At 57.0% G+C, this 23,567-nt stretch carries 22 protein-coding genes; 9 read left to right on the top strand and 13 right to left on the bottom strand.

Annotation, left to right across the window (positions count from 1 at the left end; all coding sequences use genetic code 11):
* Positions 1-186: 186 nt before the first annotated feature.
* Together IAE50_RS16495 and IAE50_RS16490 are read right to left on the bottom strand one after the other, a co-directional pair.
* The gene (locus tag IAE50_RS16495) at positions 187-624 is read right to left on the bottom strand and encodes a VOC family protein (RefSeq protein ID WP_200580735.1); all 438 of its coding nucleotides are present in this window, start codon (positions 622-624) and stop codon (positions 187-189) included.
* A gap of 37 nt (positions 625-661) precedes the next feature.
* On the bottom strand, positions 662-1,843 hold the full coding sequence (locus tag IAE50_RS16490; protein ID WP_200580734.1) for an MFS transporter: 1,182 nt from the start codon (positions 1,841-1,843) through the stop codon (positions 662-664).
* A gap of 130 nt (positions 1,844-1,973) precedes the next feature.
* Here IAE50_RS16490 and IAE50_RS16485 point away from each other — a divergent pair, with 130 nt between their 5' ends.
* From IAE50_RS16485 to IAE50_RS16475, 3 genes are all read left to right on the top strand, one after another.
* Positions 1,974-2,486, top strand: coding sequence for a MarR family winged helix-turn-helix transcriptional regulator (locus IAE50_RS16485; RefSeq protein ID WP_094419727.1), 513 nt, complete (start codon positions 1,974-1,976; stop codon positions 2,484-2,486).
* A 91-nt stretch (positions 2,487-2,577) separates the two neighbouring features.
* Positions 2,578-3,495 carry a LysR substrate-binding domain-containing protein gene (locus tag IAE50_RS16480; RefSeq protein WP_200580733.1) on the top strand — a complete coding sequence of 306 codons (918 nt, stop codon included), beginning with the start codon at positions 2,578-2,580 and terminating at the stop codon, positions 3,493-3,495.
* 66 nt (positions 3,496-3,561) lie between these two features.
* Positions 3,562-4,185, top strand: a complete 624-nt coding sequence (locus IAE50_RS16475; protein WP_200580732.1) for a glutathione S-transferase family protein — start codon at positions 3,562-3,564, stop codon at positions 4,183-4,185.
* 219 nt (positions 4,186-4,404) lie between these two features.
* Here the strand turns inward: IAE50_RS16475 and IAE50_RS16470 are convergent, their stop codons facing one another.
* The 3 genes from IAE50_RS16470 to IAE50_RS16460 form a co-directional block, all read right to left on the bottom strand.
* The gene (locus IAE50_RS16470; protein WP_200580731.1) at positions 4,405-4,902 is read right to left on the bottom strand and encodes a hypothetical protein; all 498 of its coding nucleotides are present in this window, start codon (positions 4,900-4,902) and stop codon (positions 4,405-4,407) included.
* Positions 4,903-5,113: 211 nt separating this feature from the next.
* On the bottom strand, positions 5,114-6,547 hold the full coding sequence (locus tag IAE50_RS16465) for a glycoside hydrolase family 32 protein (protein ID WP_200580730.1): 1,434 nt from the start codon (positions 6,545-6,547) through the stop codon (positions 5,114-5,116).
* Positions 6,548-6,565: 18 nt separating this feature from the next.
* Complete coding sequence (locus tag IAE50_RS16460; protein ID WP_200580729.1) at positions 6,566-7,807, bottom strand: MFS transporter; 1,242 nt, start codon at positions 7,805-7,807, stop codon at positions 6,566-6,568.
* Positions 7,808-8,031: 224 nt separating this feature from the next.
* Between IAE50_RS16460 and IAE50_RS16455 the strand changes: the two genes are divergently transcribed.
* Positions 8,032-9,039, top strand: a complete 1,008-nt coding sequence (locus IAE50_RS16455; protein WP_200580728.1) for a LacI family DNA-binding transcriptional regulator — start codon at positions 8,032-8,034, stop codon at positions 9,037-9,039.
* Here the strand turns inward: IAE50_RS16455 and IAE50_RS16450 are convergent.
* The 3 genes from IAE50_RS16450 to IAE50_RS16440 all read right to left on the bottom strand — a co-directional run bounded on the left by IAE50_RS16450 (position 9,036) and on the right by IAE50_RS16440 (position 13,917).
* Positions 9,036-12,122 carry an efflux RND transporter permease subunit gene (locus tag IAE50_RS16450; protein ID WP_200580727.1) on the bottom strand — a complete coding sequence of 1,029 codons (3,087 nt, stop codon included), beginning with the start codon at positions 12,120-12,122 and terminating at the stop codon, positions 9,036-9,038. The genes IAE50_RS16455 and IAE50_RS16450 overlap by 4 nt on opposite strands.
* A complete protein-coding gene (locus IAE50_RS16445) occupies positions 12,119-13,228 on the bottom strand; it encodes an efflux RND transporter periplasmic adaptor subunit (protein WP_200580726.1) in 1,110 nt (369 codons plus the stop codon). The genes IAE50_RS16450 and IAE50_RS16445 overlap by 4 nt, the downstream gene beginning before the upstream one ends.
* Positions 13,229-13,302: 74 nt before the next feature.
* Complete coding sequence (locus IAE50_RS16440) at positions 13,303-13,917, bottom strand: TetR/AcrR family transcriptional regulator (protein WP_200135265.1); 615 nt, start codon at positions 13,915-13,917, stop codon at positions 13,303-13,305.
* A 257-nt stretch (positions 13,918-14,174) separates the two neighbouring features.
* On the opposite strand from IAE50_RS16440, the gene IAE50_RS16435 reads away from it, so the two are divergent.
* Both IAE50_RS16435 and IAE50_RS16430 read left to right on the top strand, forming a co-directional pair.
* Positions 14,175-14,654 (top strand): hypothetical protein, encoded by a 480-nt coding sequence (locus tag IAE50_RS16435; protein WP_200580725.1) that lies wholly within the window; start codon positions 14,175-14,177, stop codon positions 14,652-14,654.
* Between the two features lie 57 nt (positions 14,655-14,711).
* Positions 14,712-15,233: an SMI1/KNR4 family protein gene (locus IAE50_RS16430; RefSeq protein ID WP_200135263.1), complete on the top strand. Its 522-nt coding sequence runs from the start codon at positions 14,712-14,714 to the stop codon at positions 15,231-15,233.
* Between the two features lie 58 nt (positions 15,234-15,291).
* Here IAE50_RS16430 and IAE50_RS16425 read toward each other — a convergent pair whose 3' ends face one another.
* The 4 genes from IAE50_RS16425 to ycgZ all read right to left on the bottom strand — a co-directional run bounded on the left by IAE50_RS16425 (position 15,292) and on the right by ycgZ (position 16,742).
* The gene (locus tag IAE50_RS16425) at positions 15,292-15,600 is read right to left on the bottom strand and encodes a monooxygenase (RefSeq protein ID WP_200580724.1); all 309 of its coding nucleotides are present in this window, start codon (positions 15,598-15,600) and stop codon (positions 15,292-15,294) included.
* Between the two features lie 121 nt (positions 15,601-15,721).
* Positions 15,722-15,997: a biofilm development regulator YmgB/AriR family protein gene (locus IAE50_RS16420; protein ID WP_023478767.1), complete on the bottom strand. Its 276-nt coding sequence runs from the start codon at positions 15,995-15,997 to the stop codon at positions 15,722-15,724.
* Between the two features lie 37 nt (positions 15,998-16,034).
* Positions 16,035-16,298, bottom strand: coding sequence for a hypothetical protein (locus IAE50_RS16415; protein ID WP_232045435.1), 264 nt, complete (start codon positions 16,296-16,298; stop codon positions 16,035-16,037).
* A gap of 204 nt (positions 16,299-16,502) precedes the next feature.
* Positions 16,503-16,742, bottom strand: coding sequence for a regulatory protein YcgZ (gene ycgZ, locus IAE50_RS16410; protein WP_023478790.1), 240 nt, complete (start codon positions 16,740-16,742; stop codon positions 16,503-16,505).
* Positions 16,743-17,040: 298 nt separating this feature from the next.
* Here ycgZ and IAE50_RS16405 point away from each other — a divergent pair, with 298 nt between their 5' ends.
* Positions 17,041-18,261: a diguanylate phosphodiesterase gene (locus IAE50_RS16405; RefSeq protein WP_200580723.1), complete on the top strand. Its 1,221-nt coding sequence runs from the start codon at positions 17,041-17,043 to the stop codon at positions 18,259-18,261.
* Positions 18,262-18,352: 91 nt separating this feature from the next.
* The gene (locus tag IAE50_RS16400) at positions 18,353-19,087 is read left to right on the top strand and encodes a MerR family transcriptional regulator (RefSeq protein WP_094419713.1); all 735 of its coding nucleotides are present in this window, start codon (positions 18,353-18,355) and stop codon (positions 19,085-19,087) included.
* A 9-nt stretch (positions 19,088-19,096) separates the two neighbouring features.
* Here the strand turns inward: IAE50_RS16400 and IAE50_RS16395 are convergent, their stop codons facing one another.
* Positions 19,097-20,920, bottom strand: coding sequence for a glycoside hydrolase family 15 protein (locus IAE50_RS16395; RefSeq protein ID WP_200135260.1), 1,824 nt, complete (start codon positions 20,918-20,920; stop codon positions 19,097-19,099).
* A 106-nt stretch (positions 20,921-21,026) separates the two neighbouring features.
* On the opposite strand from IAE50_RS16395, the gene IAE50_RS16390 reads away from it, so the two are divergent.
* Positions 21,027-23,420: a phosphoketolase gene (locus tag IAE50_RS16390; protein WP_200580722.1), complete on the top strand. Its 2,394-nt coding sequence runs from the start codon at positions 21,027-21,029 to the stop codon at positions 23,418-23,420.
* Positions 23,421-23,567 lie beyond the last annotated feature (147 nt).

Below are 23,567 nucleotides of genomic sequence, written 5' to 3'. Positions count from 1 at the left end.
AATGTTTTGTGACGCAGTTAATAAAAAACAGCCAGATGCACTCTGCCATCAGCAACGGGCTTTGCGGCCTCTTGTCGATGAGCATTAAAATTACCCGCTAATAATGGTTAAGGAGAAAAGTGTGCCATATGCACTAAAACAGGCCCGCAGTTGCTGGCCTGTTCTTCTGAATCTGCTCACATCGTGTTAATCACGAAGCCAGGGGGTGACTGTCAGCCCGGTAAGCAGCCCTTCAGGGCTAAGCAGGCGGGTCACGGTTTGCCCCCATGCTTCGGTGTGATTTTCCACTAACAGGCGGTAACCCATATCGCGCATTTTGCGGGTCGCTGACTCAAGATCCCTGACCTCATACTCAATCCACCCCTGCGGTATCGGCAGGTCGGCTGGCCACTGGTCTGCGCCAAAACAAGATAGTGCCGCCTGTGAAAGCGGCCAGACGGCAAAGTGCATCACCCCTTTTAGCGCCCCCTCTTCTGAGGATAAATAGTCGCTATTGCCCGCCATAGGCTTGAGCGGCAGCCCGAGCGCCTGTTGATAAAAGCCAGCGCTTACCGCTGGATGTTGTGAGATGGGGCCAAACCCTGCGACAAACAGCACGTCCAGATCGGACATAGCGTGCAACATACTGACTCCTTCAGATGGTTTTGATGTTAAAACAGCCTCAGCACTCTGCATCGAGTGCCCCCTGCGGCTTCGCCACGACCGGCTTAAAGTTGATGGCGATGAAAATCATTACCACGACGCCCGCGCTCATCACCAGCCACGCGCTCGTCAGTGAAACAGTGCTGTCACGAACGATACCGGCAAGCAAAGGCATCAGTGCGGCAATCATATAACCTCCACCCTGCACTCGCGACAGTAACGTCCCCGCCTCAGCGGGCGTACGGGCGTGATCGAAGGTAACAATCAGCGAGAGCGGGAACAGCGCGCCGATACCCACGCCAAGCAGCAGTGTCGAGATAACCGGCATCGAGCCGGGAGCAAAGATAAGAGACATCAGCCCCGCCAGCAGCAGCAACAGCACCGCAATCAGCGGCACCCGGCGATCGGGGAATTTATGAATCAACGCTGAAACCGCAAAACCGGCGACCACTTCGGTTAATGTCAGCCAGGCCAGCATATATCCACTGCTGCGCGCGCTCCACCCTGCCTGAATATAGAGCGGCGGCAGCCAGGCTAATACCAGCGTGTAGGCACCCGTTCCGATACCAAAAAAGAGTAACAACAGTGTGCTGCGTGAGGGGTTGAGCGCCACCTTTTCATACACCGCTTTTTCGCCGTGAAGATGCCTGGCGACCGTCATCCAGAGCAACAGGGCAACAAGTGCGACTACCCCCGGCATGGCAAGCGTAGGCTTGAGTTCAAGCCATGAAAACAGCGGCTCAGCGCTGGCGGCAGCCATCGCGGCACCCGCCATAATCCCGGTGCTGAACAGCGACATCACCGTACTGGCCGACTGCGCATACGCCTTTTTAATCAGCGCGGGCATCAATGCCTGAATCATGCCGATACTCGCTCCGCCGACTAACGCGGTGCCCATCAGGCCGCTCATTGAGGTGCTCACTCCGCGCAGCAAACAGGCCAGCAGCAGGATGAACAGGGCTGCCATGATCCCGCGCACTGCCCCGGGTCTGGCTAAAAGCCAGGGACCACATAAGGCAGCCAGCCCCATCATCACAACCGGCAGAGTGGTAAGCAGGCTGAACTGCGTGGCCGATAGCCCTGCTTCGCGCTGCAATACGCTAAAAAGCGGTCCTGTGGAAGCCAGGATCGGGCGCAGATTCAGCCCGACAATAAACGCGATAATCGCGAAGATAAACGGCGAAGGGGTAATCTGTTTCACAAGGGTTCCTTTAAGAAGTTAGCAACCCGGACAAAACGTCGCGAGCATTTATCTTAACGTTAAGATAAAATAGCGACCGGTGTAAGAGGCAGTGCACAACACGATAAATTTGCCTGTCACGGGGGGATATATGCAGGACCATGTGGATTTTGTCGTCGGTCAGTGGGGCAAGGCCATGCCTGAGCTGGATGCCTCATCGATGGAAGTTTTTGGTCGCATGCTGCGGCTGCTTAAACATCTGGCAAAAGTACGGGCACAGGCGATGGCACCGTTCGGCTTTCGCGAGGGTGAGTTTGATGTGCTCGCCACCCTGCGCCGTGCAGGTGAGCCCTACTCACTTTCGCCAACACAGCTCTATAAATCGCTGCTGATCACCTCCGGCGCAATGACTAACCGCCTCAATCATCTCGAACAACAGGGGCTTATAGCGCGCATCAGCGATCCTGATGATAAGCGCAGCACACGGGTCAGCCTGACGCCGCATGGGCGACGCCTTATCGAGCAGGCGCTGGTGGTGCATACCGCAACGCAAAACAGGCTGCTGGAGAATCTTTCCCTCGCTCAACGTGAACAGCTTGGTTCCCTGCTCAGGCAAGTGCTGCTCACCTTCCCTGCAGAAGAGATAGCGACAGATACGCCATAACCGACAGTACGTTTTTGATTTATACGGTGCTTTTTAGCATTATCGATTCAGGCTGCTAGCCGGGTGATCGCACCTTTTATTAAGGGAAATTATGTCCTTACCTCCGCTGTATGCCCTGCGCGCGTTCGAAGCTGCGGCACGATTTAACTCATTCAGTAAAGCAGCGGCGCTATTGAATATCACGCCGGGTGCTGTCAGCCGGCATGTCCGCACTCTTGAGCTCTGGTTCGAATGTGAGCTTTTCATCAGGCAGGGCCCGCGGGTGGAGGTAAGTGAAGCCGGTCGCGTTCTGGCCGGGCAACTTAATGAAAGTTTTAACAGCATTGAATGGGCCTGCCGCGCCTTCAAAAGTGCCAGCCATCTTCTGCGCCTTAAAGCCCCCAGCACGCTTACCATCCGCTGGCTGCTTGACGTGCTGAAGAGCTTTCATGAGAACCATGGGAAATTCAAAGTTGATATCGCCAGCGTCTGGATGGACATCGACAACGTTGATTTTATGCGCGAGCCGTACGACTGCGCCATTCTGCTTGGCAATGGCTACTTTGGCGACTCCACTGAGAGCAGGCTGCTTTTTCAGGAGTGGCTCATTCCGGTCTGTCACCCCTCGATGGTCGAATCCGTGCGGCAGAAGCTTGAACCGGGCGATCTTATCCATCCCTCACCGGACAGACGAGACTGGCGACGGTGGTTAAAAAGAACCGGCTTTTCCCCGGGGCTGGATATGAGTTTCGGCAAAGTCTTCGACACCCTTGAACAGGGGTGCATCGCCGCCATCAACGGCCATGGCGTCGCGGTATCCGACCTTAGCCTTACTGCTGAAGCACTTAACAGCGGGCTTCTCGCCCTTCCTTTTAAGGAAGCGGTTGCTACAGGAGATGGCTACTACCTTGTCTGGCCGAAAAACTCATGCAGATACCAGAGTGTTGAGCGCCTTCTGCACTGGTTAAGTGCGCACACGCCTCTGTTGCCGCCACTGGAGATCGCCTATCTCGATAGCGAGAAAGAGTGACCTCAATGACACCATTAACAGCGTGATGATAGTCCCCGTTAACCTCTCCTGAAGGAAAAAATAGGTATGTTGAAGATCCTTGGTAAAAAGTCATCCATCAATGTGCGTAAGGTGCTCTGGACATGCGAAGAGGCCGGTATCGACTATCTGCTGGAAGAGTACGGAAGCGGCTTTGCCTCAACGGAGACGGCGGCGTTCAGAGCCATGAACCCCAACGCGCTGGTGCCGGTGGTGATTGATGAAGGGTTCGTATTATGGGAGTCGAATTCGATTTGTCGCTACCTGGCGCGCAAAGCCGGACGAGACGATCTGCTGCCCGGTGAAGCGCAGGCCGCCGCCCGCGTTGAGCAGTGGATGGACTGGCAGGCGACGGAGTTCAACAACGCCTGGCGCTACGCCTTCCCTGCCCTTGCCCGCAAAAACCCCGCCTATAACGATGAAAATGCCATTGCCCGGGGGATTATCGAGTGGAATCGCTGCATTGAAATCGTTGAACAGCAGCTTGAACGCACCGGCGCATGGGCGGCGGGCGAAAGCTTTAGCCTGGCGGATATCGTGCTCGGCCTCTCGGTAAACCGCTGGAAGATGACGCCGCTGCCCCATCCGGAGGTACCAGCGATCGATGCATGGTTCGCAAGGCTGAACCGTCGCCCGGCCTTTTTGCGCCATGGCAATAACGGTATGGTTTAACTCCGCCGATCTACGTCTCTTCATAAACCGTGTCGAGACGAAGATAAGCGCCCCACGACTTTTGGGTAATTAATTTCTTCCTCTACCTTATGTCACCCGAAAATTATGCCTACCTGCCGGAATAACCTGTAACCACGGTATGCCCGGCGGGTAGTAAATAAGTGAGCAAATAACACGCGGCAGAAATAGTGCGGCAGCCGGGACGCTATGGGTGGTTTATCAGTAAAGGATATTAGCCATCTTTTTATATCTCTCCGGCAGCGCGCTATTAAGGTTGAGCACGTTATCGAGGATATAAAACGCGGGCACACCCTTTGCGCGCTCGGCCTCAATTATCGCCGTGCGTAACACCGTCACGGCAGAGGTCACGGAGTGAAAATAGGCTTCAGACTCCGGGGTCTGCAACTCCCCTGAAACAGCGTAACGCACCTGCGGCCAGCGGGATAAATCGAGCAGCGGAAAGTTGTTCTCCTCATTATCCAGATTCGCCATCAGCAACGCCTCGGCTTTGGTGGGGTCGCTGTGGGCTGCGGCAAGAATATGCAGGCGCAGTATTAATGCCGATACCGTTTCAGCGCGGCTATTCTCCGCTGAAAGCATGCTAATAAGATCGTGTAAATGCGCGCCGTTTAGCGGTTTACGCTGCGCCCGGCCAGCAGCGTTATTTTTCCGCTCTGATAAAAGATCTACCAACTGCAATAAAAGATCCAACGTCACCTGCGCCCCCTTCATTCTCATTTTTGCGTGTCATTAAAAGTGTGTGCCCGGGAGATAACGGGGCTGAGATGAGGGTATTTCACTGCGGGTCTGTTTATAAAACGATAAATAGTGACGGTTAGTGTGAGTTTTACTCACACTTAAAAGCGACAACGACGCGATACTGCCCGTGCTTAAAGAGCCCACGCGGCCGTGGACTCTTTAACGTCTGTTACGCCAGCGTCCAGGCCCCGGCTTCTGTCACGCGTGCCGAACCGCTCCACGCAAACAGCGCGAGCGCGCGCTTATCAGCATCAGGATAGATGCGGCTGCTAAGACACGCCTCACCGTCATTAACAAACACCTCAACTGACGAGCTGTCGAAGAAGAGGCGCAGTTCCAGCGATGCGTTGATATCAACCGGCACGCTGCGCATACCGCACAGCCCATACTGCGGATAGTGGCGCGCCAGCACCAGGCGCTGCATTTGCGCATCAACATAAATGCGCAGCCCCTCACCGAGGCTGACGCCATACTGCTCCGCGCTGCTGTCAGCGCACTCCCAGCGCAGGAGCACCTCCAGCGCCTCGCCGTTCTCCGGCAGCGTGATTTGCTGATCCTCAAGCAGCGTAACCGGCCACGGCATCCACGCGCCGCGCAGGGTTTCCACCTCTCTTGCCGGGCGCATCTGCACGCGGTTATCGGCGCTCAGGCTCACTTCGCGCGGCAGCGACAGCATTCCGGCCCAGCCATCCTTCTGCTCTGGCAGCGGCGATTCCCACATATCCAGCCAGCCAATAACAATCCGCCGCCCATCAGGCGTCAGCAGGCTTTGCGGCGCATAGAAGTCATGGCCGTGATCCAGCTCGATAAACTCGCTTTCGCGCACAAAAGGCTGGCCCGGTTGCCACTGGCCGAGAATATAGCCGCTCTGGAAGAGATTACGGTTGTTGTAGCCCTGCGCCGCGATGCCTTGCGGCGAGAACATCAGTACCCGTTTGTCGCCGAGGGTGAAGAAGTCCGGGCACTCCCACATAAAGCCGAGCGCTTTTTCCGCCTCATCCAGCACGCCAGCGTCCTGCCACTCGCGCAGATCGCCGGAGCGGTAAAGACGAACATGGCCCGTTTCGCCGTCGCGTGCGCCGACGACCATGTACCACTCGTCCCCTTCCCGCCACACTTTTGGATCGCGAAAGTGGTGCAGCCCGGGCGGCGTATCCAGCACCATTCCATGACGTTCAAAATGGATGCCGTCGCGGCTGGTGGCCAGGCACTGCACCTGATAGAGATTGGCCTCATCCGTGGCATCGCCGTGAAATTTATGCCCGGTGTAGATCAGCGCCAGCGTGTCGCCATCGACCACCGCCGAGCCGGAAAAGCAGCCATCTTTATCAGCCGGGCCTTCAGGCGCCAGCGCCACCGGCAGATGCTCCCAGTGCAGCAGATCTTTACTGCGCGCATGCCCCCAGTGCATCGGCCCCCACTGTGTTGAATAGGGGTGATGCTGATAAAAGGCGTGGTACCAGCCATCGAACCACACCAGCCCGTTCGGGTCGTTCATCCAGCCTGCGCGCGCCGCGAGGTGGTAGCGCGGATACCAGCGCAGGTTCAGGGTGTCTCGTTTAGCCAGCAGCGCCTGTTCAGCGCCGGCGAGTGAATATGTCATAGTCGCTACTCTTTTCGGTTAAATGGCGGAGGGTTGCGGCATCAGCGGGTCAGAAGATGACTTACCGGAACGCAACAGGAAGATAGAGATAAAGGTGGTGGCGAAGACCAGCAGCCCCATGATCAGATAGGACTGGGCAAAGCCATATTTCTCATAGCTGTAGCCCGCCAGCGGCGACAGCACCGAGGCGATCACCGAGCTGGTACAGGCGAAGCCCACCAGGTAGAGGGTTGAGGAGAGGCGTTTATCGAAGTGCAGGCTGTTGTACTTAAAGATCGCCACCAGCAGGATCGGCAACTCGACGGCGTGCAGCAGTTTGGTGATGGAGATAAGCAGCGGCCCCTCCACCAGCCCGGAGGCGACCATGCGCATTGCCATCACCATGCCCGCGAAAATCAGGCCGTTCTTTGCGCCAATCCTGTTCACCAGCCACGGCGCGCAGAACATGCCCGCCGCTTCAAGAAACACCTGGAACGAATTGAGGTAGCCATACATGGCGTTGCCTTCCTGCAACGTCGGGAACTGCGACGAGAAATAGACCGGGAACTGCTGGTCGTAGACGCCATAAATACAGGTGCCAATCACAAACAGCACCAGTGCCCAGAAACGCGGCAGCGTCAGTAAACCGAGCGCATCGGCGAGTGTTACCTTCCCGCCGCTCACCGCCTCCTGCATCGCGTGAGGCGCAGAGGAGACTTTTAAGCGCGCCAGCAGCACAAAGAAGACCAGCCCGGATACGCTTGCCACCGCGAAGTTGAGTTTCGGGTTGATATTAAACAGCAGACCGGCAAAAAAGGTCGCTACCGCCCAGCCGAGAGATCCCCACATCCGTGCTTTACCAAACTCAAACTGGCTCTGGCGAGCGACGCGCTCGGTATAGGACTCCAGCACCCCGATGCCGCCGTTAAAGGTTAAGCCGATATAGATGCCGCCAAACACGCTGCCGAGCAGGATGTTGATCTGTAACAGATAGCCAAACAGTAAGAAGGCCGGGCCGGAGAGCGCCAGCATGGCGGTCAGATACCAGAGCAGGTTTTTGCGCAGGCCCAGCTTGTCCTGAATAAAGCCATAACAGATCTGCGCAAACAGCGCGGAGACGGAGAGCACGGCATAGATGATCCCGGTATCCCCCGCTTTCAGCCCCACCTCCTGATGAAGCCAGATGGAGAGCAGCGAGCCGGAAGCGGACCAGGTGACGAAAAAGAAGAACAGTAAGGCACTGAGCAGTGGGTAGCTGTGAGCGTGATGGGTTTTCATCATGACAGTCTCATGTTGGAGTTATGCAACGATGATAACGTTAACATCCAGTATCACTCCTGCAGTTCTGCTGAGATTCATGATGTTAATCACAAGAGTTAACGTTAACATAGCAGGAGTGAGAGGGAGATCAAACTCCGCGCCTGTGACGGCACCATAAATACGTTACGATAGCGCCCTCTCTGGCCGCAGTGATTGCGCGAGTAAGCCCGCATGGAGTAACAGATATGGCGTCTCTGAAGGATGTAGCAAAGCTGGCGAATGTTTCGCTGATGACGGTCTCGCGCGCGCTCAACAGCCCGCAACGCCTCAAGCCGGAGACGCTGGCGCGGGTGCAGGCGGCGATTGAGCAGACCAATTATGTCCCGGATCTCTCAGCGAAAAAGATCCGCGGTGCACACGCCTCGCCGAAAACTATCGGCGTGCTGGCGCTGGATACCGTCACCACGCCCTTCTCGGTGGAAATTACCTTATCGATTGAAGAGACCGCACGCGCACACGGCTGGAACAGCTTCGTAATGAATATGTTCACCGACGACAACCCGGATGCGATTGTTGATCTGCTGCTCTCCCACCGGCCGGACGGCATTATCTACACCACCATGGGGCTGCGCCAGGTGCCGCTGCCCGCCAAGCTGCTTACCCTGCCCTGCGTGCTCGCCAACTGCGAAAGCCTGCACCATCCGGTCGCCAGCTATATTCCCGACGATGAGCAGGGCCAGTACAGCGCGGTAAAAGCCCTGCTGGAGGCGGGTTATCGCCAGCCCCTTTGTCTGCATCTGCCCGAACCGCTGCTTGCCACCGCGCGTCGGCGTAAAGGGCTGGAGCGTGCCTGCCGTGAAGCCGGGGTTAACCCGGACGGCCTGACTCATCTCTATATGGCGCAGGGTGACGAGCATTACCGTGACATTCCGGCGCAGGTGCTGGCGCATATCCACGCGCAAAAGCCGCAGTTCGATTCGGTGATATGCGGCAACGACCGCATTGCGTTCATGGTGTATCAAACGTTACTCGCGCAGGGGCTGCGCATTCCGCAGGATGTGGCAGTGGTTGGCTACGACAATATGGTGGGCATCGGCGAGCTGTTCCTGCCCTCCCTTGCAACGGTGCAGCTCCCGCATTATGAGATCGGGCGCCTGAGCGCCCTGCATATTATTAACGGTAGTGAACATAAGCAGACCACGCGGGTTGCCAGCCCGTTTTTGCTGCGTGATTCCATGCTGGAACGGCGTTAACCCACTGCCCTCTTCTCTTCATGCGAATCGGGGCGGTTAATGCGATACCAGATGGCATACATCGCTGGCAGGAACACCAGCGTGATAATGGTGCCCCCGAGTGTTCCACCGATCAGCGTGTAGGCCAGAGTTCCCCAGAAGACCGAATGCGTCAGCGGGATAAAGGCGAGGATCGCCGCCAGCGCCGTGAGCAGCACCGGCCTTGCACGCTGTACCGTCGCTTCAATCACCGCGTCGAACGGTGCCAGCCCCTCCCGCTCGTTGTGGTGAATTTGCCCAATCAGAATCAGCGTGTTACGCATCAAAATCCCGGACAAGGCAATCAGCCCCACCAGCGCATTGATACCAAAGGGTTGATGGAAGAGCAGCAGCGTCGGTACCACGCCGACCAGCCCCAGCGGCGCGGTCATAAACACCATCACCATCGCAGAGAGTGAACGTACCTGCAAAATGATGATCAGCAGCGTCATGGCGATCATAATCGGAAAGAGCGGTGCCATCGCTTTGGTGGCTTTGCCGGACTCCTCAATCGAGCCCGCCTGTTCAATCTGATACCCGTCCGGCAGCGCGGCAATCACTGGCTGCAGTTGCTGCATCATGGCGGTGGAGACATCCGGCGGCTGCAGGGATTCAGCAATATCACCCCGCACGGTAATGGTCGGCACCCGATCGCGGCGGCGCAGCAGCGGCTCTTCCATGCGCACCTCAGCCTCCCCGACCTGCGACAGCGGAATGCGCTGACCGGCCGAGCCGACCAGCGTGAAACCGGCGATCTTACCCGGATCAAGCCGAATATCCCCGGCCGCACGGCCAATGACCTCCACGGCACGGATATTCTCCCGCACCGAAGTAATCGGCACGCCGGTAAGCAGAAACTGAAGCTGGCGGGCCGCGGCGCTGGAGGTCAGCCCCACCGCTTGCAGGCGATCCTGATCAAGCGTGAAGTGTAGCGTCGGCACCCGTGCGCCCCAGTCCGTATTAACCGTTCTCATCATCGGGCTGGCCTGCATCACCGTTTTCACTTTATCGGCAATGTCACGTAATACCTGGGGATCCGGTCCCATCACGCGAAAGGCCACCGGATAGGGTGAATAGGGTCCAAACACTAGTTGGGTGACTCGAACGCGCGCCTCCGGCGCCAGACCATCCGCCACGGCGTGACGAAGCCGAAACTTAAGCGCTTCGCGCGCCTGTTGGCTGCCGGTGCGAACCACAATTTTGGCAAACGAAGGATCGGGCAGCTCCGGCGCCATCGCCAGATAAAAGCGCGGTGAGCCCTGGCCAATATAGGAAGTGACAATTTCCGCCTCTTTCTGCTGCCTGAGCCACGCCTCGATTTTCGCCGTTGTGGCGCTGGTTTGCGCAATGGAAGTGGCGTAAGGCATCTGCACTTCCACCAGCACTTCCGGGCGATCGGAGGTGGGGAAAAACTGTTTCTTCACCAGCCCCATCCCCAGAATGGCAACGGTAAACAGTACAACCACCGAGCCTGCCACCAGCCATTTCGCAGCAATCACACGTGCCAGCAGCCCACGGAACTGGTTATAGCGACGGGTGTTGTAGATCGCCGCATGCCCCCCTTCAATCGGTTTTATCGCGGGCAACATTTTGACGCCCAGGTAGGGCGTAAAGACCACCGCCACTACCCACGAGGCAATCAACGCAATGCCGACGATCCAGAACATATTGCTGGTATATTCCCCGGCGGTGGAGTGGGCGAAACCGTTGGGCATAAAGCCGATAGCCGTTACCAGCGTGCCCGCCAGCATGGGCGCGGCGGTATGGCTCCAGGCATAGGCGGAAGCCTTGATGCGGTCGTAGCCCTCCTCCATTTTCACCACCATCATCTCGATGGCGATAATGGCGTCATCTACCAGCAAACCGAGGGCCAGAATCAGCGAGCCGAGCGTAATGCGATCGAAGTTCTTGCCCGTCGCTTCCATGATCACAAAGACAACGGCCAGCGTCAGCGGCACCGCGGCGGCCACCACGACGCCCACGCGCCAGCCCATGCTAAGGAAGCAGACCACCATCACCACCAGCAGCGCCACAAAGAACTTGATCATGAACTCATCCACGGCGGAACTGATGTTCACTGACTGATCGGTTACTTTGGTCAATGACATTCCAAGCGGCATCCCGGCATTAATGCTGGCGGCTTCTTTATCAAGCGCCTCGCCCAGCGCCAGGCCGTTCCAGCCCTCGCGCATGACCACACCCAGCAGCAGCGCGGGTTCCCCCTGATTGCGCACCAGAAAGGTTGCCGGATCCTCATAACCGCGTTCAACCGTGGCGACATCGGCAAGCTTCAGCGTTCGTCCCTGCGCCACCAGCGGCGTTTGCCGGATTTTCTCCAGCGTATCAAACGCGCCGTCGAGGCGAATAAAGACCTGCGGCCCGCGGGTATCGATGGAGCCAGCCGGCGTCAGCACATTCTGGTCGTTGAGCGCGGCGAAAATATCCTGCGCGGAGATGCCGAGCGTCGCCAGCCGGTCGTGAGAGAAGGAGATAAAGATGCGTTCCGCCTGCTCGCCGATGATATTGACCTTTTTAATGCCGGGAACGTGGAGCAACCGCTGGCGCAGCGACTCGGCATCCCGCACCAGCAGGCGCTGCGGCTCGCCTTTGGCCTTCAGCGCAAACAGCGCAAACGTGACATCCGAGAACTCATCATTGACCAGCGGGCCGATTACCCCGGCAGGCAGGTTTTTAGCTTCATCGCCCACTTTTTTACGCGCCTGGTAGAACTCCTCCTGAACCAGGGAAGGTGGCGTACTGTCCTGAAGGGAGAGCATGGTGAAAGCAAGACCGGGACGCGTATAGGTCTCAGTCCGGTCATACCATTGCAACTCCTGCAGCCGTTTTTCCAGCGGTTCCGCTACCTGATCCTGCATCTCCTGCGCTGTCGCACCGGGCCAGGCAGAGATAATGGTCATCTGCTTGACGGTAAACGGCGGATCCTCGGCCCGCCCCAGTTTTAAGAAGGAGACACTCCCGGCGATAGTAATGAGGATAATCAGAAACAGCGTAATAGCGCGCTCGCGCACGGCAATCGCGGAGAGATTAAAACTGCCGCCGCTCATGGGCGACTCCCTGCGATTTCGCTGTCGCTCTGCTTCGCCTGTCGCACCGCCTCACCCTCATGCAGCAAATGCGCACCCAGCGCGACCACAGGCTCGCCGGGTTGCAAATTTCCCATCACCCGTGCGGCATCATCGGTGATATTCACCACCTCTACCGGCTGCCAGCTCACCCGGGCGGGTTTGCCTGACACTTCCCAGACACCCGGCCCTTTTCCCGCGTCATAAACGGCAGCCAGCGGCACCTGCAGTAACGGCTTGGCTGACAAACCTTCGGTAATGTTGAGCGTGACGGTGGCTCCAAGCGGTGCGCTTGCCAGCGCGCCCTGCAGCACATACCTTGCCTCGAAGGTGCGCGTCAGCGGATCCGCCGCATCCGACAGCAGTCGCAACGTCGCCGGGACAGCCTGACCAGCACGCCCATACAGCGTGGCCTGCGCCCGGCTGCCGAGCGACGGGCGTAGGGTTTCCGGGAGCTGGACAATCGCTTCACGCTGCCCGGAACGGGCCAGCCTGACCACCGCCTGCCCGGCGCTGACCACCTGGCCCGGCTCCGCCAGCGTCGCCATCACCACCCCATCGCCATCCGCCAGCAGCACGGCATAATGCATCGCATTTTGCGCCACGCTGGCCTGCGCCTGCGCCGCTTTCAGATCGGCCCGCGCCGTCTCTGCGGCCGCTTTGACCTGATCGTAGGCAGAGGCCGACACCGCGCCCGTGGTAACCAGGCTGCGGTAGCGCGCTTCATCACTCGCCGCCTGTCTGACCCTGGCCTGAGCTGCACTTACCGCCTGGGCAGCGCTGACCGCCTGCAGGCTTAAGTCGGCGGGGTCGAGACGCATTAACGGCTGGCCGCGCGTGACCGTCTGGCCGGTATCGACAAGGCGCTCAAGAACTTTGCCCGGCACACGAAAACCAAGGTCGCTTTGAATTCTCGCCACGACGGTACCCGTAAACGCGCGGGCGTTATCGACCGCACTCATGACAGGGGCAGTTCTCACCAGCGGCGGCTGGGTTCGGGGATCGTCGCTGTTGCCATTGTCACCGCAGGCGACAATCGCCAGCGGCAAGAGGCAAATAGCTAAGGTGGCAGGATTGGGCCTGAGCATGGGTTCCCTTAAACAATGAAGAGGAGTGGAACCGCATTTTTAAACTAGTGACCAATTTTGTCAATAGTCACAACTCAAGGCGCAAGGCTTCTCAGGATCAGCGAAGAGAGGAAAACAGCGGCAGCCGGTGCCGTCTCCAGGTTGTACTGCAACTGAACGGGGCTGATATAGGGACGCATCACCAGGTAGATGGCATCCGCGGCTTCATCAAGAGGTGTTTTACGCTCAAACTCTCCTGCCTCGCGTCCCGCTTTGACGATCTGCTCAATGAGCTGGCGCAGACGCTGCTCGTGCGCCTGCGCGGAGGGCCATTTGTCACGCGCGGCAACGGCAGCAATGTCATACAGTTTGCGATCGTGAAAGAAGAGATCGCTGCCTGCTTGCACCACGGCGTTGAACAGCCGGCGAAGTTGTTCCGACGCGCTCGGCGCATCCGCAATAGCGGCGTTGACGATATCCATCATCATCGCCAGGCGGTTCGCGCATATCACTTCGCCTATCGCCTGCTTGGAATCGAAAAATTTATAGATATAGGCTTTGGAAAAACCAATCGCTTTCGCGAGATCGGAAACGGTGGTTTTTTCGTAACCAAAGTGGCCGAAGTGCTCGGTGGCTGCCTCAACAACCTGATCGCGAACCGAGTGATCCGACGGGCCGCGTACTGCATTGATGTTCATCTCTTTTGGCATTTTTTTCCGCTCACCTTATTTCACCCTGACCAACAAAATGTGACCAAAACACAATTAAGTCACGATTTCTTTCGGCACAACGGCGATCTCTTTTCCGTTAGAGTGGAGTACTCTCGCCCGGCAGCGTGCTGCCACCAGCCTGAGCTCACAATTTGATGCTCGATTATAATCGTTACGGTTGCGCATAAGAAACCGCGCCCGACGCAGGCTTTGCATCTTACTGGCATATAACAGGATAAATCACATTCAGGGCCACTATGTTTAAACCGCTGCATAACGTCACTCTGCATCTGATTCACCCGGCAACCACCTCGAGGCCTGCCGCCCATGAGGTGGTGATTGATGGTCGCGCAACCGGCTTTACAGTGCCTGCGCAGTGGATTGAAGCGGCTATCGGGGTAGATGAATCCCGGCTGTTACTGCTTCTTACCGATGATGCCCCGTTTGAAGAGGCGCTGCTGATTGTCTTAATCGATCGTCAGCAGGGCGTGAAGGAGATCCTGACGCTCGGCGGGGCGTATACCACCGGTAGCTTTGAAGATTTAACACTGTTTGCGCAGGCGGTTGAATTCAGCTTTATTGGCGATACCACATGGCGGGTTGAAATCGCCGAGCGGCCCTTTTTCAGGTTTCCCTTTGTCGGCGATCCGCGCGGCATCTGGCGGCCGGTTGCGCGTAAACACTACATTCTTGTCTCCGCCGATCCACCACCAGCACGTATGGATGGCAGTCGCTAACCGGCAGTCTGAATCTACTCTCATATAAAACATTGCAAACCTATACCAGGAGCAACAATGCCTCTCTCATATGGAAAACCGGCAGCAAAAAATGCCATCTTGCCACTGCTGACGACCTTCAACTTTAGCGCGCCCGAAGATTATCTGGATTTTCTGCAACAGAAAAACGGACTGGTAGTAAAGAGTCCCGACTACTGCAATCTGCCTTATCACGGCGTTGATCGAGGAGAAGTGGCGTTTTCAGCGCTGTTTGGCATAGATACGCGCAATAAGTACTACGACCTGAAGTATAACAATGATGAGTTTCTGGAGGAGCTCGACTATCTGTCGGACGCGTTGTTGATTGGCGACGATCCAGGCGGTAACTACTTCGTGTTGATGAATGGAGCGGGTCGTGAAGGCGTTTACTACTGGGACAGAACGCATCTGCATTGTGAAGATGATATCCAGCAATTTGATATTGCTGAACAGCAAGAGTGCGGCAACCTCTACAAAGTGGCACCTGATTTCACCATCTTCTACCAGATGATCCTCCAGCATACCTGCACACAGGGCGAAATCTGCCTCGATGACCTTTGAATGCTGGCAGAGGCTAAAACAGCGCGCGGGCAACAAGCCTGCCTGCGCGCGAAAAGCGTTACCCCAGTTGGCCGTGATTCAGCCGTGTCAGGGGTTCATTAACGTCAAACAGTTTGACGGTGATGTTGGTGGCGCCAAACTGTTTTAACCGCTCCATATGTTTATCCATATAGCGCTGCGCATTCGCTTCGCTGTCGAAGAGATAGATCCCTCCCGCTTCCTGAGCGAGCGCATTCTCGGTCCACACTTTCCATAAAAAGCCCGGCTCCTGATTGATTGATTCGGCAAGTTCCACCAGCTGCTGCGACATCTCATCGCCAAATGGGCCGTTAAAATCGAAGTGAATCTGCACTAATTTTTTGGCCATACTATCCTCCGTGATGGCATGTTAATAAGCCTGTCGACACTATTTCATCGATAGTGAAATAGCAAAAAAAAATCCACGCCGGAGCGTGGATTTTGTGTCAGAGCAGGTGATGCCAGTACGGTTAAATATCGTCCGTTGTATGGTGTACAACGATTTCCAGGGTGTGGCGTACAATATCGCTTTTCACCACATCCTCTGTGGTCTCGATCATCTTGATCAACTCCAGGATCAAGGCCTTGTGGGTAATACGTTCACCGGCTGCCATAACACCACGAATCGCCGCGCCCAGTACCACAGACTCCTCTGCGAGCGTCTCGCCGCCGCTGCGAAAATACTCAGCAAGCGAGAGATCAGGCAAATTTTCATATTCGTGTGAATCCAGCAAAACCTGGCTCATCGTTTACCCCATTTTTTAGTGATAATAACCGTGTCTGTTAATGTTTTTTCGAACTGCCGGCGGTGTTGTCGCCAAACAGCTGGAAAACGTTATCCCTGCTCTGCTCATCCCACTCATCGCGATCGCTTCCTTTGTCGCGCTTCAATGAGGCAAAATTATTGTTGCTGATTTCAGCAATAATCCGCCCCAGCATCTGCCGCCGCTGAACGTCCTGCTCGCTGGTCTCCATCGACCGCAGCCGGTTAATCAGCGCACGTGTGCTGATGGGTGAGTTATCTTTCAGAAGTGACAATACTGCCACTCCGATAAGTTCATCTGTAAGTTGCTCTATTTCACTACTATTCATAACTGCATCTCGGGTTGCCGCTACTTGCCGAACTGCAATTGCGGCATGAAGCCAATTCTCCCTTGGGGACGATTAACTTTTCTGCACGCGCATGAAGCGCTTCATCACCCCGCGAGAATTGACTCAAAAGCCAAAAGTATTGCCGTTGGTCAAACTCTGTTAGCGATCGAAAAGCAGGCCAATCAGCGTGTGATAGTGGCTCTCCTCTTCCGGACCAGAAGCCTGCTCCAGACGGCTCAGCAATTTAGTACAAATTGCCTTGCGGTTCAGGTTGCGTCCTTCACTCAGGATTTCAACAGCGATCTGTCCCAGCGTCTGCTGCTGAGTCGGGAGTGATGCCTTGTTGAAATAGCGGGTAATGGCATTAGCTGTGTTCGGAAAATAACCGTTCTGCTGCATATGTCACTCCTCAAATAATCCATTAACTTGTTAAAGTAACGTTAAAGTTATACAAAAAACGGCGTTTTGTACATAGTAATTGTACAAGTTTGTTAGCCATCTAATGAATATTTCACAATCTTTATATTTATCAGGTGATTATAACCAGCAAAATTTTTACGCCGTTGACCAAGCTTGTACAAGCTGAAAAGCCGCGTGTACAAGCGGCATAAAAAGCATAATTCTCTGCTAAATCAAAGAAGACGAGGCAGATTGCATCTGGTAGTGTGAGCGCTCATTCATCCCTTTCGGAACGCTTATGCTCACCACCCTTATTTACCGCAGCCATTTTCGCGACAACGTATCGTTTTCGATGCTTGAAGGGATGGTTGAAGCAGCCAATCAAAAAAACAGCCAGGCCAACGTCACCGGCATTCTGCTGTTTAATGGCACCCACTTCTTCCAGCTGCTTGAAGGGCCGGAAGAGACGCTGGATCCGATTTACGACGCCATCTGCAATGATGAGCGCCACTTTAACGTTGTGGAGCTGCTGCGCGACTACGCGCCGTCACGACGCTTTGGTAAAGCCGGGATGGAGCTGTTTGATCTGCGCGCCTACGACCGTGAAGAGGTGCTGCAAACGGTGCTGGATAAAGGCACCTCGAAATACCAGCTTATTTATGACGACCGCGCGCTGCAGTTCTTCCAGACCTTTGTCGAAGAGGGCGAGAAAGAGAACTACTTTGAGATCCCGGTCGGTGACGAGTGGGAGTTCGTGCCCGACGGTAGCGCCGTCACCCTGCCCGCGTCCGTTGCCGCCACCAGCACCGACTGCCGCTTTGCCTTTCAGCCGCTGATCGATCCCTTCGCCCGCAAAGTGGTAGCGATTGAAGCCCTGCTGCGTACCCCTTCTGGCGATGCACCGCAGGCCTACTTTGACGGCCTGACGGGGGATGCGCTCTATAAAGCCGATCTTGAGAGTAAGAAAGTGGCGTTCGCGATGGCCACCGCGCTGGATATTGGCGCGCAGACTCTTTCGGTTAACCTGCTGCCGATGACGCTGGTTGAAGTGCCCGGCGCGGTCGAGTTTATCCTGCGCGAGATTGAGTCTAACGGCCTGGTGCCGGAGCAGATTATCGTTGAGTTCACCGAGAGCGAAATTATCTCGCGCCTGGAAGAGTTCACCAAAGCGGTGAAGTTGCTGAAAGGTGCCGGGATCCGCGTGGCGATTGACCACTTTGGCGCCGGTTTTGCGGGCCTGCTGCTGCTGGCGCAGTTCCAGCCGGACCGCATCAAAATCAACCGCGATCTGATTCAGGATGTGCATAAGAGCGGCTCACGCCAGGCGATTGTGCAGGCGATCATCAAATGTTGTACATCCCTTGAAATTCAGATCTCCGCCGTCGGTGTCGAGAAAGCTGAAGAGTGGATGTGGCTGGAGTCGGCGGGTATCTCCCAGTTCCAGGGCTACCTCTTCGCGCGCCCGGATATCAACGGTATTCCAGCGGTCTGCTGGCCAGAAAAACAGGACGATGCTTAATCGCTCCTTAAGTAAAGCTGTACAAAGTGCTTGTACAGCCTGCAAGGCTTAACTAGGCTTTGCGGGTGTATATCGGGGTTACGAGGAAGTCATGGCGTTTTACAGTATTGGCGAAGTGGCTGAACGGTGCGGAATTAACCCCGTCACACTTCGCGCATGGCAACGTCGTTACGGTTTGCTAAAGCCCCAGCGCAGCGAGGGCGGCCATCGTCAGTTTGATGAGGCGGACATTCTGCGCATTGAGGCGATCAAGCGCTTTATCGAAAGCGGCGTCTCGGTCAGTAAAGTAAAAGCCTTACTGGATGAGTCGCCCGCCGCCGATGAGCAAGGCTGGGCGAAGGTGCAGGAGGATCTGCTGGCAACCCTGCGCCAGGTCAACCCGGCCAGGCTACGCGCCATGGTGCTGGATATGGGGCGTAAATACAGCGTCGATCAATTTATCGATGAGGTGATTATGCCGGTGCGCCTGCTGCTGGCGCGGGATCAGAATACCGCGCGGGTGATCTTAAGCCTGCTTGACGGCGTGCTGATCGACTTTGCCGTCACCCAGCTGGCGCTTAGTCGCCCGCAGGGAAGCAGAGAGGCGCTGTTTATTGCCTGGAACAATGACGATCGTACGCGCCTGTGGCTCGAAGCCTGGCGGCTGTCGCAACAGGGCTGGGCGCTGGATGTGCTTGCCGACCCACTTGACTCCCCGCACCCGGAGTTTTTCCCGGGAAAGCAGTTGGTGGTCTGGACGGGCAAAGCGCTGACCCAGCGCCAGTCGCAGCAGTTTACCCACTGGCAGGAGCAGGGCTTCGCCCTCACCTTTCACGGCCCGCAGTAAACCGCAGCCTTACGGCTGCCAGGTTTGCTGATTCCCGGACATCTTTTTATCCAAATAGAACGCGGCGCTGATCAGCGCCAGATGCGTCAACGCCTGCGGGAAGTTGCCGAGCGGGAAGCCGCGCTCATCAAACTCCTCGGCGTACAGCCCAAGGTGGTTGGCGTAGTGCAGCAGTTTCTCAAACTCAATGCGCGCCTCATCGACAAAATCTGCCCGCGCCAGGCACTCGACGTACCAGAAGGAGCATGGCGCAAAATAGCCCTCCTCCCCCTGCAATGAATCCGCCGGGGTCTCCTCCTGCAAATAACGCCGCACCATGCCATCGCGCATTAACTTTGTGCGGATAGCGTCGAGCGTTGCCAGCCAGTCCGGATCTTTGGCACCGATAAAGCGAAACAGCGGCATCAGCAGCATTGAGCCATCGACATCGCTGCCGTTGCGCGTTGAGGTGAAGTGGCCGAGCTTCTCATTCCAGAAATTATTCCAGATATCGTCGCGGATCTTCTGCCGCGTCGCCTCCCAGCGGGCAAACGGCATTGAGAGCGACCGCTTGGCGCCCAGGCGCAGGGCGCGGTCGAGCGCCACCCAACACATCAGGCGCGAGTAGAGAAAGTTCTCCGGCTCGCCGCGCATCTCCCAGATACCGGCATCGGGTGAATCCCAGATTTCGCAGACATAATCCACCAACCGCATAACATGCCCCCACGCGCGGTGGGAGATGTTGTCACCATATTTGGTCGTCAGATAGACGGCGTCCATCAGTTCGCCGTAGATATCGAGTTGCAGCTGTTTATAGGCTTCGTTGCCTTTGCGCACCGGCCGGGAGTTGAGGTAGCCAGCCAGGTGCGGTAGCTCCTCTTCGGTGAGATCGGTTCCACTGTCGAGCCGGTACATCACCTGCAACTTTTTCGGGTCGAACTTACTGTTCTCCATACAGCTGCCAATCCATGCGCCGAAGGCCTTTGCCTCCTCGACATAACCTAAGCGGATCAAGGCATAGCAGCTGAAAGAGGCGTCGCGCAGCCAGGTGGCGCGGTAATCCCAGTTACGCTCACCGCCGGGCAGCTCCGGCAGGCCAAAGGTCGCCGCCGCGGCAATCGAGCCGTAGCGCTGAGAGGTGAGCAGCTTCAGCACCAGCGAAGAGCGGGTTACCGCTTCGCGCCAGCGGCCGCTGTATTTGCTCTGCGCCACCCAGTTTTGCCAGTAGGCGAGCGTGCGCTGGCGCAGGGCCGCCACCTGTTTTAGCGTCGCATGCTTCAGGTTGTTATCGCCGAGCACAAAGGTCGCCGTTTCGCCCTCGCGCAGGTTGAACTCCCCTTCGACGAGCCCTTTTTTCACCTGCAACGTTTCGGATGAGGCCAGCGTCAGCGCCGCGCCTTTCTTGCCCTTAAAGTGATAAACCCGTTTATCCTCCTTCACCTCCGGCACGTCGCTGGCGTAATTGAAGCGCGGCGAGCAGTGCAACTTGATCGTCGCCTCGCCATACACAAGGGTGATTTGCCGCACGATCAGCGGGTTGGCTTCGTCATCCTCGTTGATGGCGATAAAGTCCGTCAGCTCCACCATCGTCTCATTCGAGAGCCAGCGGGTTTGCAGCACGTTGGTATCCGGCAAATAGTGCTGAATGGCGCGCCAGCCCTCGCCCAACGGCGCAACGGAGAAGTAGCCGCCCCGTTTAGCATCAAGCAGCGAGCTAAAAACGGAGGGGCTGTCGAGATTGGGCCAGCAGAGAAAATCAATCGCCCCTTCAACGGTCACCAGCGCGCAGGTCCGCAGGTTGCCGATAATGCCGTGCTTATCAATCACGGCGGTAGTCTGAGTGTCGGTTTTCATTCGGATCCTTATGCGTGCGGTTACGCTTTAAGCGTAGGTGACGCAAAGGGTTCCCGCATCTGTGCCAGGCTTAACAGGAACTCACTTCACTGACGCGGAGAAACGCATGACGCAATACGCCTCACTTCCCGATGATCAACTACAGCTAATCGACCGCTACTGGCGCGCGGCCAACTACCTCTCTGTCGGGCAGATCTACCTGATGGATAACCCGCTGCTGCGCGAGCCGCTCAAGCCTGAACATATCAAACCGCGCCTGCTCGGCCACTGGGGCACCACACCGGGGCTGAACTTTATCTATGCCCATCTCAACCGGGCGATCCGCCAGCACGATCTCGATATGATCTACATCTGCGGCCCCGGGCACGGCGGGCCGGGCATGGTGGCGAACACCTGGCTTGAGGGGAGCTACAGCGAGATCTACCCGCAGGTGAGCCAGGACGCGCAGGGGATGAAAACCCTCTTTCGCCAGTTCTCCTTTCCGGGCGGCATTCCAAGCCACGCCGCCCCGGAAACGCCGGGGTCGATTAACGAAGGCGGCGAGCTGGGTTACTCTCTCTCCCACGCCTTTGGCGCAGTATTTGATAACCCGTCGCTGATTGCCGCCTGCGTGATTGGCGACGGCGAAGCGGAGACCGGGCCGCTGGCGTCGAGCTGGTTCGGTATTAAATTCCTCAACGCCGCACGCGATGGCGCGGTGCTGCCGATCCTCCATCTCAACGGTTATAAAATCGCTAACCCGACCATTCTCGGACGCAGCAGCGATGAGGATCTGCTGCATCTGTTTCGCGGCTACGGCTACGAGCCGCTGATTGTCAGCGGTCATGAGCCAGAGAAGATGCATCGCCAGATGGCGCAGACCCTTGAGCAGGCGCTGGAGCGTATTCGCCACTATCAGCAGCAGGCACGGAGCGGTGAAGCCGCTAAAGATTTACCGCGCTGGCCGATGATTATTATGCGCAGCCCGAAAGGGTGGACCGGGCCGCAAACGGTGGATGGTAAAAAAGTGGAGGACTTCTGGCGCGCGCACCAGGTGCCGGTCTCCTCCTGCCGGGAAGATGACGGCCACCGGCAGATCCTCGAAGAGTGGATGCGCAGCTATCAGCCTGAGGATCTGTTTGATGAGCAGGGGCGGCTGCGCCCGGAGCTGGCCGCGCTGGCACCGGAGGGTGACAAACGTATGGGCGCTACCCCGTGGGCCAACGGCGGCCGTCTGCGCCGCGAGCTGAACACGCCAGCGATTGCCGATTACGCCGTTGATGTCACCTCGCCCGGCGAGACGCAGGCGGAATCGACCGCCGCGCTCGGGGCTTATCTCGCTGGCATCTTCCAGCGCAACCGCGATAACTTCCGTCTGTTTGGCCCGGATGAGACCGCCTCGAACCGCTTAAGCAAAGTGTTTGATGTCACCAGCCGCACCTGGCAGGAGCCGGTCAAACCCTACGATGAGCAGCTTGCCGCCGATGGACGGGTGATGGAGATCCTCAGCGAACATCAGTGCCAGGGCTGGCTTGAAGGCTATCTGCTCACCGGGCGTCACGGCCTATTTAACTGCTATGAAGCCTTTATCCATATTGTCGATTCGATGTTTAACCAGCACGCCAAGTGGCTGAAGGTGACGCGCAAATTGCCGTGGCGTGAGCCGATCTCATCCCTTAACTACCTGCTTTCTTCTCACGTCTGGCGTCAGGATCACAACGGTTACAGCCACCAGGACCCCGGTTTTATTGACCACGTGGTGAATAAGAAAGCCGATATTGTGCGCGTCTATCTGCCGCCCGATGCCAACACCCTGCTCTGCGTGGCGGATCACTGCCTGAAGACCTGGGATCGCATTAACGTGATTGTCGCCGGTAAGCAGCCTGCGCCGCAGTGGCTGAATCTTGAAGCGGCGCAGAAACACTGTGCGGCGGGTATGGGGATCTGGCACTGGGCGGGCACCGTTGATGAAGGTGAAGACCCGGATGTGGTAATGGCCTGCGCCGGTGATGTGCCAACGATGGAGACGCTGGCGGCGGTCGATCTGCTGCGCGACTCCTTCCCGGATCTGCGCATTCAGGTGGTGAACGTTGTCGATTTGATGGCGCTGCAAACGGCAGAACAGCACCCGCACGGCCTGAGCGATGAAGCGTTTGACGCCATCTTCACGGCGGATAAACCGGTGATTTTTGCTTTCCACGGCTACCCGAGCCTGATCCATCGCCTCACCTACCCACGCAATAACCATGGCAATTTCCACGTGCGCGGGTTTATGGAGGAAGGCACCACCACCACCCCGTTCGATATGACAGTGATGAATGAGCTGGACCGCTTCCACCTGGCGCAAGAGGCGATTGTGCGCACCCCCTCCCTGCAAGGCAAAGCGGACGCCGTGCTGGATGAGCTGGCGGAGAAGATCGCCGAGCATCACCGCTACGTGCGCGAACACGGGGAAGATTTACCCGAAGTCCGCGGCTGGAAATGGCCCTCCGCGCAGGGCGACGGCGGTGCCCCCGAGTAACCTCTGCAACCGCCCTTGCCGGATAAGCGTTTACGCGCCATCCGGCGATGGTGTTGCATATGGCTTTGGTGGCATTGTTCCGTTCACCAGGCGTTCGGGAGTTTCATTAACCCCTTATGCGGTGAACGGGACAAGGGAAGCGGCCGC

The sequence above is a fragment of the Kosakonia sp. S42 genome (assembly GCF_016624785.1).
Classification (GTDB): Bacteria; Pseudomonadota; Gammaproteobacteria; order Enterobacterales; family Enterobacteriaceae; genus Kosakonia; species Kosakonia cowanii.
The sequence above is the reverse complement of the archived record's forward strand: the minus strand, read 5'-3'. Positions and strand labels throughout refer to the sequence as shown.

Excerpts from the sequence above, each read along its gene's own strand:
- IAE50_RS16445 (WP_200580726.1), bottom strand. The coding sequence starts at position 13,228 with ATGCTCAGGCCCAATCCTGCCACCTTAGCTATTTGCCTCTTGCCGCTG.
- IAE50_RS16390 (WP_200580722.1), top strand. The coding sequence starts at position 21,027 with ATGACGCAATACGCCTCACTTCCCGATGATCAACTACAGCTAATCGAC.
- IAE50_RS16495 (WP_200580735.1), bottom strand. The coding sequence starts at position 624 with ATGTTGCACGCTATGTCCGATCTGGACGTGCTGTTTGTCGCAGGGTTT.
- IAE50_RS16405 (WP_200580723.1), top strand. The coding sequence starts at position 17,041 with ATGCTCACCACCCTTATTTACCGCAGCCATTTTCGCGACAACGTATCG.
- IAE50_RS16455 (WP_200580728.1), top strand. The coding sequence starts at position 8,032 with ATGGCGTCTCTGAAGGATGTAGCAAAGCTGGCGAATGTTTCGCTGATG.
- IAE50_RS16420 (WP_023478767.1), bottom strand. The coding sequence starts at position 15,997 with ATGAGCCAGGTTTTGCTGGATTCACACGAATATGAAAATTTGCCTGAT.
- IAE50_RS16480 (WP_200580733.1), top strand. The coding sequence starts at position 2,578 with ATGTCCTTACCTCCGCTGTATGCCCTGCGCGCGTTCGAAGCTGCGGCA.
- IAE50_RS16450 (WP_200580727.1), bottom strand. The coding sequence starts at position 12,122 with ATGAGCGGCGGCAGTTTTAATCTCTCCGCGATTGCCGTGCGCGAGCGC.
- IAE50_RS16475 (WP_200580732.1), top strand. The coding sequence starts at position 3,562 with ATGTTGAAGATCCTTGGTAAAAAGTCATCCATCAATGTGCGTAAGGTG.
- IAE50_RS16460 (WP_200580729.1), bottom strand. The coding sequence starts at position 7,807 with ATGATGAAAACCCATCACGCTCACAGCTACCCACTGCTCAGTGCCTTA.
- IAE50_RS16400 (WP_094419713.1), top strand. The coding sequence starts at position 18,353 with ATGGCGTTTTACAGTATTGGCGAAGTGGCTGAACGGTGCGGAATTAAC.
- ycgZ (WP_023478790.1), bottom strand. The coding sequence starts at position 16,742 with ATGCAGCAGAACGGTTATTTTCCGAACACAGCTAATGCCATTACCCGC.
- IAE50_RS16485 (WP_094419727.1), top strand. The coding sequence starts at position 1,974 with ATGCAGGACCATGTGGATTTTGTCGTCGGTCAGTGGGGCAAGGCCATG.
- IAE50_RS16395 (WP_200135260.1), bottom strand. The coding sequence starts at position 20,920 with ATGAAAACCGACACTCAGACTACCGCCGTGATTGATAAGCACGGCATT.
- IAE50_RS16430 (WP_200135263.1), top strand. The coding sequence starts at position 14,712 with ATGCCTCTCTCATATGGAAAACCGGCAGCAAAAAATGCCATCTTGCCA.
- IAE50_RS16435 (WP_200580725.1), top strand. The coding sequence starts at position 14,175 with ATGTTTAAACCGCTGCATAACGTCACTCTGCATCTGATTCACCCGGCA.
- IAE50_RS16425 (WP_200580724.1), bottom strand. The coding sequence starts at position 15,600 with ATGGCCAAAAAATTAGTGCAGATTCACTTCGATTTTAACGGCCCATTT.
- IAE50_RS16440 (WP_200135265.1), bottom strand. The coding sequence starts at position 13,917 with ATGCCAAAAGAGATGAACATCAATGCAGTACGCGGCCCGTCGGATCAC.
- IAE50_RS16465 (WP_200580730.1), bottom strand. The coding sequence starts at position 6,547 with ATGACATATTCACTCGCCGGCGCTGAACAGGCGCTGCTGGCTAAACGA.